The 13892-nt window shown below is 62.3% G+C and carries 12 protein-coding genes; 6 read left to right on the top strand and 6 right to left on the bottom strand.

The features are described 5' to 3' along the window. Positions 1-6: 6 nt before the first annotated feature. The gene (locus AC2YB9_RS05000) at positions 7-366 is read right to left on the bottom strand and encodes a hypothetical protein (protein ID WP_487267658.1); all 360 of its coding nucleotides are present in this window, start codon (positions 364-366) and stop codon (positions 7-9) included. Next, on the bottom strand, positions 363-1271 hold the full coding sequence (gene mshB / locus AC2YB9_RS04995; RefSeq protein WP_487267657.1) for an N-acetyl-1-D-myo-inositol-2-amino-2-deoxy-alpha-D-glucopyranoside deacetylase: 909 nt from the start codon (positions 1269-1271) through the stop codon (positions 363-365). Before mshB ends, AC2YB9_RS05000 begins: the two co-directional genes overlap by 4 nt. A gap of 50 nt (positions 1272-1321) precedes the next feature. Here mshB and AC2YB9_RS04990 point away from each other — a divergent pair, with 50 nt between their 5' ends. After that, positions 1322-3406 carry a S9 family peptidase gene (locus tag AC2YB9_RS04990; protein WP_487267656.1) on the top strand — a complete coding sequence of 695 codons (2085 nt, stop codon included), beginning with the start codon at positions 1322-1324 and terminating at the stop codon, positions 3404-3406. 48 nt (positions 3407-3454) lie between these two features. On the opposite strand, the gene AC2YB9_RS04985 is transcribed toward AC2YB9_RS04990, so the two are convergent. Next, the gene (locus AC2YB9_RS04985) at positions 3455-5092 is read right to left on the bottom strand and encodes an ABC-F family ATP-binding cassette domain-containing protein (RefSeq protein WP_487267655.1); all 1638 of its coding nucleotides are present in this window, start codon (positions 5090-5092) and stop codon (positions 3455-3457) included. A 25-nt stretch (positions 5093-5117) separates the two neighbouring features. Continuing rightward, entirely contained in the window at positions 5118-5387 is a 270-nt protein-coding gene (locus tag AC2YB9_RS04980) for a hypothetical protein (protein WP_487267654.1), read from the bottom strand. Between the two features lie 167 nt (positions 5388-5554). On the opposite strand from AC2YB9_RS04980, the gene AC2YB9_RS04975 reads away from it, so the two are divergent. Further along, entirely contained in the window at positions 5555-6289 is a 735-nt protein-coding gene (locus AC2YB9_RS04975; protein ID WP_487267653.1) for a YqjF family protein, read from the top strand. A gap of 3 nt (positions 6290-6292) precedes the next feature. Here AC2YB9_RS04975 and AC2YB9_RS04970 read toward each other — a convergent pair whose 3' ends face one another. Beyond that, the gene (locus AC2YB9_RS04970; protein WP_487267652.1) at positions 6293-7063 is read right to left on the bottom strand and encodes a phosphotransferase; all 771 of its coding nucleotides are present in this window, start codon (positions 7061-7063) and stop codon (positions 6293-6295) included. A gap of 1 nt (position 7064) precedes the next feature. On the opposite strand from AC2YB9_RS04970, the gene AC2YB9_RS04965 reads away from it, so the two are divergent. Further along, on the top strand, positions 7065-8303 hold the full coding sequence (locus AC2YB9_RS04965; protein ID WP_487267651.1) for a YibE/F family protein: 1239 nt from the start codon (positions 7065-7067) through the stop codon (positions 8301-8303). A 137-nt stretch (positions 8304-8440) separates the two neighbouring features. Beyond that, a complete protein-coding gene (locus AC2YB9_RS04960; RefSeq protein WP_487267650.1) occupies positions 8441-10654 on the top strand; it encodes an NADP-dependent isocitrate dehydrogenase in 2214 nt (737 codons plus the stop codon). A 44-nt stretch (positions 10655-10698) separates the two neighbouring features. Here AC2YB9_RS04960 and AC2YB9_RS04955 read toward each other — a convergent pair whose 3' ends face one another. Then, positions 10699-11322, bottom strand: coding sequence for a class I SAM-dependent methyltransferase (locus AC2YB9_RS04955; RefSeq protein WP_487267649.1), 624 nt, complete (start codon positions 11320-11322; stop codon positions 10699-10701). 67 nt (positions 11323-11389) lie between these two features. On the opposite strand from AC2YB9_RS04955, the gene AC2YB9_RS04950 reads away from it, so the two are divergent. Then, positions 11390-12484: a pyridoxal-phosphate-dependent aminotransferase family protein gene (locus AC2YB9_RS04950; protein ID WP_487267648.1), complete on the top strand. Its 1095-nt coding sequence runs from the start codon at positions 11390-11392 to the stop codon at positions 12482-12484. 5 nt (positions 12485-12489) lie between these two features. Further along, positions 12490-13869: an FAD-binding oxidoreductase gene (locus AC2YB9_RS04945; protein WP_487267647.1), complete on the top strand. Its 1380-nt coding sequence runs from the start codon at positions 12490-12492 to the stop codon at positions 13867-13869. Positions 13870-13892: the final 23 nt, after the last annotated feature.

Genomic DNA, 13892 nt, shown 5'->3' with positions numbered 1-13892 from the left:
TTAAGCCTATTGGTCGTTGCTCGAACGGATGACTGCGGTCGTCAACGCTGCAAGTCCACCGAACATAAAGGTCAGACCCCGCCAATCCTGAGCGATCAAATAACTGCCGCTAGCGGCGACCATCGGAACGGTCAGGCCGACGGCCCAACCGAGCGCGAAGAAGATGTCACCGAGGCGTACCCACGGACGGACCGTGCGGGCAATCGAATAGGCCGCGATCAAGCTCAGTACCAACGCCCATGGCACGGGAACACCAGCCAGATCGAACGTCAGGCGGTGAACGATGCTGGCCAGCAGACAGACATACACGCCCAGCAGCACGAGCCCAATGCGTGCCGTCCCGATGCGTGCCGATTGAGTCCTCACAGCCCGGCAAAAAGATCCGTTTCAAAACCGCTGTCTCCGACCGGGCCGCGAACACCCTTGACAAGGCGGAAGAACTCGGTGCCCCACACCTTGCTGCCAACATTGTTGGACAGCGCAAAGAACGGCCCATCGACCGCGACCTGAGTTCTATGCGCCCGCAGGGCATCCATCTTGTGGTCGACGTATGCGTCGCCGTCGATCGCCGAGTCAAGGTCTTCGTCTTTGACCGCGAACGGTGGCAGACGATCGGGATCCATACCTTCGAATGTCGTCGTATCGCCGGCGTCGCGCAGTTGGCGTAAGCCCTCTGACATACGCGATGCAGACATTGCCGTCCAGTAGAGCTTCGGAACATCCCAGGCGGCGCCAAGATCGCGGCGGTAGGACCGCACGCCCGCCAGCGCAACGGCATAGGTCGTGACCCGATGAGCTTGCACGTGATCGGGGTGGCCGTAGCCACCGAACTGGTCATAGGTCACAACGACTTGCGGCCGCTCCGCGCGAATGATCTCGACCAGGAGGTCTGCGGCTACCGTCAGGTCGGCATGCCAGAACGTGTCAGGACGAGTTGCGTCGGCGACGGTCGCATGACCGTCCTCGCCCCATTTCATACCCGAATCACGGAAATGTCCCGGTCCGCCTAGAAAACGGTGATCCGTCACGCCAAGAATGCTCATCGCCGCAGCCAGCTCGCCCTGTCGATGGACGCCCAAGCCGTCCTCCTGATCGGAGGCCAGATGGGTGAGTTCAGGGACGAGGATCTCGCCCTCCTCGCCGGACGTGCACGTGATCAAGGTGACCTGAGCGCCTTCAGCCACATAGCGGGCCATCGTGGCCCCGGTGCCGATGGTCTCGTCATCGGGATGGGCGTGGACGAGCAACATTCGACGAGCGTTCTGGGTCATGTGTCAAGGCTACGGCCTCCGGTTATGGCCCACCGTGATTGGATCGGAGCATGACCGTCTCCTACCCGCGGCTCGCCGCACGCACCCTGCGCTTCACGCTCGGAATCCCGCGCAACATTTGGGTCAATGACTCCGGCAGCAAGGTCTACTTCATCCGCACACCCGATGGTGTCACGCGGACCGGGCAGCTCTGGTCGTACGACATCGCAAGCGGCACGGAGCGACTCGTGGTGGATCCGACGGCGCTGCTTGGTGAGGACGGCGAGCAATTGTCGGCCGCGGAGCAGTCTCGTCGCGAACGCAGTCGCGAATCGGCTGCCGGCCTGGTCGGTTTCACCGCCGATCATGATGGTCGTTGGGCCACCTTCGCCCTGTCGGGCCGGTTGTGGTCCGTGCAACTCGTCGCTGGCGCGGTCAAGGCGCTGCCGAGCACCGGGGCTGTCATCGACCCGCGTATCGATCCCCGTGGACGTGCCATCGCGTATGCCTCTGGTGGTGCCTTGCGCGTCATCGGCGTGACTGGCAAGGACGACCGCGCGCTCGTCGAACCCGAAGGCCGGGAGGTTTGGGGGCAGGCCGAGTTCATCGCGGCTGAGGAAATGGATCGCTTCCAAGGCTTCTGGTGGGCGCCCGACAGTCAGTCCCTGCTGGTCGAACGCTTCGACGACTCCCCTGTACAAACCTGGCATATCGCTGATCCAGAGAATCCCGAACGTGAACCGGTCGTGCAGCGTTATCCCGCGGCCGGTACGCCGAACGCAGCCGTGTCGTTGTGGCACATCACGCTGGACGGCCGGCGTACCGAAATCAGGTGGGATCACGACCGTTTTGAATATCTTGGCCGGGTGTCGTGGTCCGAGCACGGCGATCCGGTTATTCAGGTGTTGAGTCGGGACCAGAAGGATTCACAGATCCTGAGCGTCGATGTGGCCACCGGCGCAACGCAGGTGCTCCGTGAACTCCATGACGATGCCTGGGTCGAACTCATCGCTGCGCCTCGGATGATTGCCGGCGGCGGGCTCCTGACCGTCGAAGATTGTGACGAATCGCGTCGACTCGTGCTCAACGGCACGCCATTTTCAGATGCTGCCTGGCAAATCCGCGGCATTGTCAGTGTCGAAGCTGATTGCGTCATCAGCACCGCATCCGCCGAGCCAACCGAGGTGCAGGTCGTGCGGTTTGGTTTCGACGGCTCGACGATGGCGATGACCGAAGGGGCGGCCGTACACGGTGCTGTGACCGGTGGACCAACCATCGTGATCAGTCGTTCGTCGCTCGACTCACCCACGACGTCGGTGACGGTTCATCCGGCCAGCGGCGACGCAGAAACATTGCGAGTGCTGAGCGAGCCGGTGCCGTTCGAACCGGTCGTGACAATGCTTCATGCCGGTCCGGATGCGCTGCGTACAGCGGTCCTGTTCCCGCAAGGCCACGTACGCGGATCGGTTCGCCTACCGGTCTTGATGGATCCCTATGGCGGTCCGCACGCCCAACGCGTCCTAGCCTCGACAAGGGCTTTCCTCGAAGCACAGTGGCTCGCAGATCAGGGATTCTGCGTTGTTGTGGCCGACGGCCGCGGCACGCCGGGACGCGGTCCAGCCTTTGAGCGAACAATCCTCAATGAGTTCGCGTCCGTGACTCTCGCCGACCAAATCGTCGCGCTCGACGCGGTGGCCGCGGCGTTCCCCGATGACGTCGACACCACGCGCGTCGGCATCACCGGCTGGTCATATGGCGGCTACCTCGCGGCACTCGCGGTGCTGAAACGGCCAGATGTTTTCCACGTTGCTGTGGCCGGCGCTCCAGTGACCGAGTGGCGGCTCTATGACACCTGTTATACCGAGCGCTATCTGGGCAATCCGAACGATCAGCCCGAGGTTTACGACCGCAATTCACTGATCCCATTAGCGGTGGGGCTTGAACGCCCGTTGATGATCATCCACGGTCTGGCCGACGACAATGTGGTTGCTGCCCATACGCTGCGGCTGTCCTCGGCGCTGCTTGCCGCCGGGCGTCCACATACGGTGTTGCCGCTCTCCGGCGTCACCCATATGACCCCACAAGAGGTCGTCGCCGAGAACCTCAAGCTGCTCCAGATCGGCTTCCTCAAAGACGCGCTCGGCGTTACGTCATAACGATTGAGGCTCAGGAGCCACATTTGGTATGACGCAACGACCAGAACCTCAGTGAATCGTTACTCGTCCAGCTTCGACATGCCAACGCTGATCGAGACGGACGTTGTCCAGCAGTCGGCGATCGTGGGTGACGAGTAGCAACGCGCCGTCATACGACTCCAACGCTTCTTCGAGCTGTTCGATTGCCGGGAGATCAAGGTGGTTGGTCGGCTCGTCAAGGACCAACAGGTTGACGCCGCGGGCCTGCAAGAGGGCAAGGACGGCACGCGTACGTTCACCCGGCGACAGCCGGCCGACAAGGCTGGTGACCTGATCGGCCTTGAGGCCAAATTTGGCCAACAGCGTCCGTGCCTCTGCCGCGGTGAATTCAGGTACGACCAGTTCGAATGCATCGCCCAGGGAGAGATCCTCGGTAAGGCTCGTACGTGCTTGGTCGATCTCGCCTATCGCAACACTCGCACCGAGTCCTGCCGAGCCGGCAGCTGGCGCCAATCGGCCCAGCAAGAGTCGCAGCAGCGTCGTTTTCCCAGCCCCGTTGGGTCCGGTGATCCCGATGCGATCACGCGCGTTGACCTGCAGTGACACCGGACCAAATTGAAAATCTCCGAGTCGCACCGACGCTTCATTGAGAGTCGCGACGACGGCGCTTGAACGCGGCGCCGAACCGATCGTGAACTGAAGTTCCCACTCTTTGCGCGGTTCCTCGACCTCATCCAAGCGGGCAATCTTCGATTCCATCTGACGTACCTTCTGCGCCTGCTTCTCCGAGGACTCGGTCGCAGCCTTGCGTCGAATTTTGTCGTTGTCCGGAGCCTTCTTCATCGCATTGCGTACGCCTTGCGAACTCCACTCGCGTTGGGTGCGAGTGCGGGCGACCAGATCGGACTTCTTGTCGGCAAACTCGTCATAAGCCTCGCGCGCATGCCGCCGAGCGACGGCGCGCTCCTCGAGATAGGCGTCATAGCCACCGTCATAGACCGCAACCTGGTTCTGCGCCAGATCAAGTTCCACGACCCGGGTCACACAACGGGCCAGGAACTCTCGGTCGTGGGACACAAGTACGACGCCGTTGCGCAGGCCGCGTACGAAGGTCTCCAACCGCTCTAGTCCGGCCAGATCGAGGTCGTTGGTCGGTTCGTCGAGCAGGACCACATCAAATCGGCTGAGCAACAGTGCTGCGAGCGCGGCGCGCGCAGCCTGGCCACCCGACAGCGACGTCATCAGGGCATCCGGCCCGACGTCGAGGCCGAGGTCGGCGAGCATTGGTGCGATGCGGTCATCGAGATCGGTGGCCCCACTGGCCATCCACCGGTCGAACGCCGCGGCATACGCATCGTCGGCGCCCGGAGTTTCCGCGCCGAGTGCAGTCGCGGTCGACTCCATCGCAACCGTTGCGTCAACGGCGCCCGTTCGGCGACCGATGTAGGCGGCGATCGTCTCGCCGGGGAGGCGTTCGTGTTCCTGTGGAAGCCAACCGATGAACGCATCCGCGGGCGCCGTCGACACGGTGCCGCCGAGCGGTGCATCGACGCCAGCCAACAGCCGCAGCAGCGTGGTTTTCCCTGCCCCATTCGCGCCGACCACCCCGATAACGTCGCCGGGGGTAACGGTCAGATCGAGCGCCGAGAAAAGCGTGCGATGGGCGTGGCCGCCCGCGAGATCCTTGGCCACCAGAGTTGCGCTCACCGCACCATCCTAGGGGCGCGGTTCGTCAGTTGTTTTTCCGCCGTTTGGGCTGGTCGGGCAAGGCGAGCGGCTCGGCCGGGAGGTGTTCGTCGCCCGGCAACCAACCGCCGTACACGTCCACCATCTCCGCGATCCGCTCATCGTCCTGTGCGACGACTAAGACCCACGAACGGTCCTCGGCGTCATCCTCGCCAGCGAAGGCCTCGCGAACCGTCTCAACGGTGTAGCCCTCAGCTGCCAGTGCGCCAGCAAGCTCGGCCGAATCCTCCGGCTCGTCGAAATAAATACGCGTCATGGTCCAGAAGATACACCGCCAGAGTTGTTATCTCGATAGCCGATTTCGCGTGCTGATTTACTATCTGTCCCCATTGATCCAGCCCTTGGGTGGTTCGGGTCCGTGATGTGACATAACCGGCGCGATCTGGCATTGCGGCACGCAGCGCGAGGGCACAGAATTAGTGCGTGACCACATTCAATGCGATCCCACTTCCAGTCGCCGGTATTCGACTGATGGCGCAGGGATGGCGTCGAATCACGTTTGTGCACTGGGCCGTCGATCCGGCACTTGTGGCGCCGCTGCTGCCCCGCGGGACCCGGCCCGATGTGCTTAATGGGGTGACGTATGTCGGCCTGATCCCCTTTAAGATGAGCCGGGCTGGATTTGGTTGCGGACCGGCCATTCCGTACTTCGGAGACTTCGCCGAAACGAATGTGCGGCTCTATTCGGTCGACGAGGCCGGCCGCCACGGCGTGGTGTTCCGATCGCTGGAAGCATCTCGCCTGATCGCCACCTTGGGTGCCCGGCTGGTTTTCACGCTGCCTTACACATGGGCTCGCATGCGCATCAGCGAAATCGACGACACGATCGACTACGCCACGTCTCGCCGCTGGCCCGGTCCTCTGCGGGCCGGCGGCCGAATCACGGTCAGGATCGGAAAACCAATCGATGCACCCTCATCGGTCGAGAGTTTCGTCACGGCTCGTTTCGGTCTCCACACCCGCTGGTTTGGCCGGACCCTGTGGATACCTAACCATCACGAGCCGTGGCCGCTGCAGCATGCCTACATCGAGCATCTTGACGACACTCTGGTCGCTGCTGCGGGTCTGCCGGGCGTCGTGGACAGAGCACCGGACTCGGTGCTGTATTCGGCAGGTGTCCGAACTGTGTTCGGCACCCCAACACTTGTGCAGACCTGAAGCCTAGAGCGCCGCGTCGATGGCCGGTATCCGATCTCTGAATGCCTCGACTCGATCCCGGGTTCGTTGCGGCTCGCCGACCTTGGCGAGATTGAGCATGCCTTGGTCGCCGCGGGCCTGGCCGGCCTCGATGCGGTCATTGGCCGTTGTCATACGATCGGCAACCGCGTTGAGAACTGTCAGCGGGCCCCATTCGGCGTAGGTGTCGACGAGGAGATTGAGCCGCCGCACGACCTCAGTCAGTGGGGTCTCGCGGTAGAGCGGAATCGCGGTCCAGGCCAGGAATGCCAAATCATCGAGCGGTTTGCCCGGACCGGCCAGGTCCCAGTCGATCATCGCAACGAAATGGCCGCTCTGGATGATCCAGTTGTAGACGCCCGGATCGTTGTGGCAGATGATCTCGTCGGCGCCAAGCTCGGCTTCGCCGCCGCGCCAGATGCGCGATCCGTCGGGTCGGAAGCCATCGATGATGTCGTGATAGTCACGCAACCAGGTCACTGCCTCGACGAGTACCGAATCGAGAACGACCTCGCGATCGGGTTCGACACCGCGGCCTTCGACGTACGACAGGGATTCACGTCCCTGCTCATCCACGCCGAGGAATTCGGGAACGCCAGACAATCCTGCGGCATGCAAATGGTCTAGCAATTCATGTACGGCAGGCGTCCACGGGCCGGTGGGACGACGAACCGTCCGGCCCACACGCACTGCGCCGCCGACCGCGCCGCCGGGGAGGACTACTTCTTCTTTGTCAGATGATGGCACGCTACTCATCGTGACACATTCGCATTCACACGCTCCAGCCGAAGTCGCCCCGACCCGCCGCGCACTTGCCGCCGCTCTGACCGTGGTCGTAGCGATCATTGCAATCGGCGTAATTGCCGGCATGATCGCGCTGTGGCCCAACGGCGACCGCGTGCCTGAGTCGGCCAATCCTTATGGCGGGCAGGGTGTCTCGATCGTCGACGCGACTGTGACCTCGGTCAACGCCTTCAATTGCGGCAGCGGTGGCGAAGGTCCCAACGGGCTGCCCTCGGTGAGTGGCGATTGTGCCCATGTGGCCGCTTCGATTGCCGATGGGACCGCGAAGTTTGACCTCGATGCCGGGCATTTCAAGGCCGGGATGAAGACCGGTGACAGGATCACGGTGATCAGGCTCCAGCCGCCCGGGCAGACCGCTTCGTACGAATTTCTTGACTTCCGGCGTGGGCTCCCGCTGATCACTCTTGCGCTGATTTTCGCGGTTGCTGTCATTGCTGTTGCCCGGTGGCGCGGCCTTTTCGCGATCCTCGGCGTCGGCGTGACGTTGCTGGCGTTGACCAAATTTATGTTGCCTGCATTTCTGTCGGGCGAGGATCCGCTGCTGGTGGCAATTGTCGGTTCGGCGGCGATCATGCTCGTCGTGCTCTATTTGGCCCATGGCGTCTCGATTCGTACGACGTCTGCGCTGTTCGGCACGTTGGTCGGCCTTGCATTAACCGCTGGCATCGGGGTGATCGCCAGCAACTGGGCACGTCTGACCGGTATCGGCTCCGAGGATGATCAAACCCTCATCGCGATCGCTCCAAACATCCATATGTCGGGCGTCGTGGCAGCGAGCATGGTCATCGCCGGGCTCGGTGTCCTCAACGACGTCACGGTGACCCAAGCCAGCGCGGTCTGGGAGCTCCGTGCGATCCAGCCTGCTGTCCGTGCTGGCGACCTGTTCGTGTCGGCCATGCGGATCGGACGCGATCACATCGCCTCCAGCGTCTACACGCTCGTGTTCGCATACGCCGGCTCGGCGCTAACGATCCTGTTATTGATCACGGCCTATCAACGTGGGCTGGCCGAAATGGCAACAACTGAACAGATCGCCGAAGAAATCGTCCGTACGCTCGTGGGTGCGATCGGGCTAGTTCTCGCCGTTCCGATCACGACTCTGTTCGCGGTTGCTCTCGCGCCACGGGCAATTGAGCCGAGCGACCCCCGTCCATCGAGTGGCACGTACCTAGGCTCAAACACGCGGAACTAGCCCATGTACGTGCCACTCGACGGATTGCTGCTGAGCGGCCCGCAGGTGCAAGACTTTGCCGCGTCACCCAGATCAGGTATCTTGACGTCAAACAACATTTTAGGCATCCGAACATCTTTGAGGGAGTCGCCGAACCCATGTCCACGATTATTTACACCCATACCGACGAAGCGCCCATGCTCGCCACCTACTCCTTCCTCCCCGTGGTCGAGGCCTATGCCTCAACCGCCGGTGTGGAAGTCGAGACCCGCGACATCTCGCTCGCCGGCCGCATCATCGCCCTTTTTGGCGATCGTCTCACCCCCGAGCAGCAGGTCGACGACACGCTCGCTGAACTCGCGGCACTGGTCAAGCAGCCAGCAGCCAACATCATCAAACTGCCCAATATCAGCGCATCAATCCCCCAACTCAAGGCCGCCATCGCCGAGCTCCAGAGCCAGGGCTACGCACTGCCCAATTATCCCGACTCCCCCACGACGGACGACGAAAAAGACGCTCGCGCCCGCTACGACAAGGTCAAGGGCAGCGCCGTCAACCCAGTCTTGCGCGAAGGCAACTCCGATCGTCGCGCACCTGCCTCGGTCAAGAACTTCGCTCGTAGCCACCCGCACTCGATGGGTACTTGGCGCGCCGATTCGAAGACCAATGTCGCCACGATGGACGGCGGCGATTTCCGTGCCAACGAAAAATCCGTGGTCATCGAATCCGATGGCACGATCACGATCCAGCTGGTCGGTGACGACGGTACGACGACCACGCTCAAAGAAGCTTTCCCAGTACTGGCCGGTGAAATCATTGACGGCACCGTTATGAAGGCAGCCGCGCTCGACGAGTTTCTGACCGCTCAGATCGCCCGCGCCAAGGCCGATGACGTTCTCTTCTCGGTTCACCTCAAGGCCACGATGATGAAGGTCTCGGACCCAGTCATCTTCGGCCACGCCGTCGAAGCATTCCTACCCGACGTATTTGCACAATATGGTGATGACCTTGCCGCCGCTGGCCTCAGCTCCAGCAACGGCCTCGGCGCGATCCTTGCCGGCCTAGATGCCCTGCCCAATGGCGCAGAGATCAAGGCCGCAATCGACAAGGGCATTGCCGACGGTCCCGCCCTCGCGATGGTCGATTCGGACAAGGGCATCACTAACCTGCACGTGCCCAGCGATGTCATCGTTGATGCCTCAATGCCGGCCATGATCCGCACATCGGGCCACATGTGGGGCCCTGATGGCGGCGAAGCCGACACGCTTGCGTTGATCCCGGACAGTTCGTATGCCGGTGTTTACCAAACCGTGATCGACGATTGCCGCGCTCATGGGGCCTTCGACCCGACCACGATGGGATCGGTACCCAACGTCGGGCTCATGGCTCAGGCCGCCGAAGAATACGGCAGCCATGACAAGACTTTTGAGATCGCCACCGCTGGAACCGTGCAAGTGGTCAACGGCGCCGGCGAAGTCCTCATCGAGCACCAAGTCGACGCTGGGGATATCTGGCGTGCCTGCCAGACCAAGGACATTCCGTTACGCGACTGGGTCAAGTTGGCCGTCACCCGCGCCCGTGCGTCTGACACGCCGGCCGTCTTCTGGCTCGATCCGACCCGCGCACACGACACTGTCATCGCCGCCAAGGTGAAGCAGTATCTGACCGAGCACGACACCGACGGCCTGCAGATCGAGATCATGTCGCCGGTTGAGGCCACCCAGTTCTCGATCGATCGGATCCGTAAGGGTCAGGACACGATCTCGGTGACTGGCAATGTGCTGCGTGATTACAACACCGATTTGTTCCCGATCCTTGAGTTGGGTACGAGCGCAAAGATGCTTTCGATCGTTCCGCTCATCGCGGGCGGCGGCCTCTTCGAGACCGGTGCCGGCGGTTCGGCACCCAAGCACATGCAGCAGCTCATCAAGGAAAACCATCTCCGCTGGGACAGCCTCGGAGAGTTCCTTGCACTGGCTTCGAGCTTCGAGCACATGGCAGTCACGACAGGCAACGCGCGTGCCCAGATCCTTGCCGACACCTTGGACCGGGCCACCGGGACATTCCTCGATGAGAACAAGTCGCCCAGCCGCAAGGTTGGCGAGATCGACAACCGCGGCAGCCACTTCTACCTGGCGCTCTACTGGGCCCAGGAGCTCGCGAAGCAGACCGAAGATGGTGAACTCGCGGCCGCGTTCACGAAGGTCGCCGGCGACCTTGCCAGCAACGAGACAAAGATCAACGAAGAATTGCTCTCGGTGCAGGGCTCACCGGCCGATATCGGTGGCTACTTCCGCCCCGACGAAACCAAGGTCAAGGCCGTCATGCGCCCGTCCGCAACCCTGCTTGAGGTTCTCGCAATCCTGAACTGAATCAGATGCAGGGTTAAGTCGTACGCCGGGCCGTCGCGTCGAGATCAGATCGACGTGGCGGCACCGGAGTAGGCATAGCCAAATGGGCGGGCGAATTTTGGTCCCGGCAAATAGCGCTTTTCCAAATCGTCGATTCGGAAGCCGGCAGCGGTCAATAGCTTTGGCATGTCGCGCGCGAGGTGGCAGCCGCCAGCGACCCGCTGCTGAAGTGGGTCAAGACGATGCTGCCATTTGGCGACACCTTGATCGGGCGACAACCCGTGTTCAAGAAACACGAGCCGTCCACCGGGTTTGAGCACCCGTCGCGCCTCGGCCAGTGCAAGTTCCGCATTAGGAATCGTGCACAGCGCGAAGGTCGTCAAGACCATGTCGAACGAATCGTCCGCCTCTGCAAGATGCTGCCCATCGAGGCCGGAACGCACAATCGGCGTGCTGCTGGCCATACGCCGCTGCTCTGACAGCTCCCATGCCTTATCGGACGGCTCGACTGCGGCAACCGATTCGACCGCGTCGGGGTACTTCTCAATGTTGAGGCCCGAACCGAAGCCAAGCTCCAGCACCGTGCCGCTCAACTGCGCACATAAGCGTTGGCGTTCCTTCATCACCGCACCGGCCGATAAGGCTCGGTCGACGAGTCGGGGCAGGACACGGTCATTCCAAAGCGACATACCGCCAAGCGTAGTGCCCGCTCGAAGTACTTGATCCAGACACAGCCCTTCGTCCTATGATCGGTTCATGGCTCAGATCATTCCCAGTCGATTCTTGTTCGGCCCCGGCCCCACTAACCCCTACCCAGAAGCGACGGCAGCCCTTGGCTATCCGTTGCTGGGCCACCTGGATCCGGACTTCATCGCCCGGCTCGACAACACCTGCGCGGGGCTTCGCACGGTCTGGGGCACCGATAACGCCCGCACGCTGCCGCTGAGTGGCACCGGATCGCTGGGTATGGAGGCCGCGTTCGTCAACACCATTTCGCCTGGCGATGCTGCGGTCATCGCGGTCAATGGGCTGTTTGGTGAACGTATGTGCGATGTTGCGGCCCGCTGTGGCGCCGAAGTCATACGGGTGGATCACGAGTATGGGCAACCGGTCGATGCCGAACGCGTCGCAGCCGCGCATCCGAACCCGAAGGTCATCGCTGCCGTGCATGCCGAAACGTCGACCGGGGTGCGCTCCGATATCAAGGCCCTCGGCGCGATCAAGGGCGATGCGCTCCTCATCGTCGATGCTGTGACCTCGATCGGCGGCGCCGAACTTCGTGCCGACGACTGGGGTATCGATGTCGGCTATGCCGGCACGCAAAAGTGCCTGGGCGTCTCGCCCGGGCTAGCCCCGTTCACGATTTCGGATCAGGCGTTCGAGCGTCGCAATCCGCATCCGCAATCCTGGTACGTGGATCTCGGTCTTCTCGGTGGCTATCTCGGCCAGGCGAACGGCGGACGCACCTATCACCACACCGCACCGGTCGCGATGGTTGCGAGCCTTGAAGCGGCATTGGATCGTATCCTGGCTGAGGGGCTAGAAAACGCCTGGGCGCGGCATCAATCGGCTGGCGATCAACTGCAGTCGGGGCTGCAGGCGATGGGCCTTGAATTGTTCGCGGCCGAGGGTTTCCGGCTGCCGCAGCTGACCACGGTGAAAGTGCCTGAAGGCGCCGACTCGGCGAAGATTCGGCAATTTCTGTTGCACAACTTCGATCTTGAGATCGGCGGCGGCGTTGGCAAATATGCAGCTACAGTCTGGCGCATCGGCCTTATGGGCCCAAACGCCAATCCGGCCTCGGTCACGCTCATCCTCGGTGCGCTCGAGGAAGCGCTCAAGAACGCCTAACGCTCATGACTGCCCAGGTATCCGCGTTGGCCGAACTTCGTGCGCGCCTGCCTGGGCCGAGCCTCGTCACCGATCCGGGCATCATGGAGAAATACCGGGTCGACCGCGCGAAGTTTTGCAGTTCCGGTATGCCGCTGGCCGTCATACGAGCCCGATCGACTGCAGATGTCGTCACATCGATGGAGGTGGCTTCGGCCCACGGCATACCGGTGGTTCCACAAGGTGCGCGCAGTGGACTGTCCGGCGCCGCCAACGCGATCGAGGACGGCCTTGTTATCAGCCTTGAGGCGATGGATCAGATCATCAAGATCGACCACGCCAATCGCTATGTCGTTACCCAGCCGGGGGTGTTCAACGCCGTGCTCGCGCGGGCCGTGGCAGAGCAGGGATTGTTCTATCCGCCCGATCCAAGCAGCAAGGAGTTCTGCACGATTGGCGGCAACCTATCCACGAACTCAGGAGGATTGTGCTGCGTCAAATATGGCGTGACGACCGACTACGTACTCGGACTAGAAATCGTGTTGGCTTCGGGTGAGGTGCTCCGCACCGGCCGAAGCACGGTCAAGGGCGTTGCTGGCTACGACCTCGCACGGCTGTTCGTTGGCGCCGAAGGCACGCTGGGGATCATCACCGAGGCGACGCTTCGGTTGCGCGCCGCCGCCGAACGGCCACTCACACTCGCGGCCACCTTTGCTGACACCGAGCGCGCAGCACGTGCCGTGACAGCGATCGTCACATCTTCGCTCGTTCCTAGCCTGCTCGAGTTCATGGACCGCACCAGCATTCGGGCAGTCAACGAACAGTTTCGCCTCGGCTTCGACGATGCTGTCGGCGCAGTCATACTGGCCCAATCTGATGCGGGTGGCGCGGCTGGCGAGACCGAGATCAATGCGCTCGCCGAGTTGCTGAGATCGGCCGGTGCGGATGACGTCATCATCGCCCAGTCCGAGCAGGAGGCCGACGCGTTGTTGCGGGCCCGCCGCGAGGTACTAATTGCGTTCGAGGCGATTGGCACCACGATGGTCGATGACATCTGTGTGCCGCGTGACCACCTATCGGACCTGGTCGCAGGGGTCAAGTCAATCGCCGCCGAGCAGCGCCTGACGATCGGCCTCGTCGGGCACGCGGGCGACGGCAATTTCCATCCGACCATTGTGTTTGACGGTGCTGATGCTGCCGAGTCGGAGCGTGCGCATATCGCCTTTAACCAGATTATGCTGTTGGGTCTTGACCTCGGCGGGACGATCACTGGTGAACACGGCATTGGGTTGTTGAAGCGCGACGGTCTCGCCATCGAGATCGGCGATATCGGCTTGCGCGTGCATCGCGACATCAAGAAAGCCCTCGACCCCGCCAATCTGCTGAACCCCGGCAAAGTCTTCTAGCCCCTCCCGTCCCAAGTTTCCCA

The organism is Aeromicrobium changchenzhani, from assembly GCF_057586615.1.
This window is presented reverse-complemented; position numbering and strand designations above follow the sequence as displayed.

Coding starts and splice junctions, on each gene's coding strand:
- AC2YB9_RS04970 (WP_487267652.1), bottom strand. CDS start 7,063: ATGAGTAGCGTGCCATCATCTGACAAAGAAGAAGTAGTCCTCCCCGGC.
- AC2YB9_RS04945 (WP_487267647.1), top strand. CDS start 12,490: ATGACTGCCCAGGTATCCGCGTTGGCCGAACTTCGTGCGCGCCTGCCT.
- AC2YB9_RS04960 (WP_487267650.1), top strand. CDS start 8,441: ATGTCCACGATTATTTACACCCATACCGACGAAGCGCCCATGCTCGCC.
- AC2YB9_RS04980 (WP_487267654.1), bottom strand. CDS start 5,387: ATGACGCGTATTTATTTCGACGAGCCGGAGGATTCGGCCGAGCTTGCT.
- AC2YB9_RS04990 (WP_487267656.1), top strand. CDS start 1,322: ATGACCGTCTCCTACCCGCGGCTCGCCGCACGCACCCTGCGCTTCACG.
- AC2YB9_RS04950 (WP_487267648.1), top strand. CDS start 11,390: ATGGCTCAGATCATTCCCAGTCGATTCTTGTTCGGCCCCGGCCCCACT.
- AC2YB9_RS04955 (WP_487267649.1), bottom strand. CDS start 11,322: ATGTCGCTTTGGAATGACCGTGTCCTGCCCCGACTCGTCGACCGAGCC.
- mshB (WP_487267657.1), bottom strand. CDS start 1,271: ATGACCCAGAACGCTCGTCGAATGTTGCTCGTCCACGCCCATCCCGAT.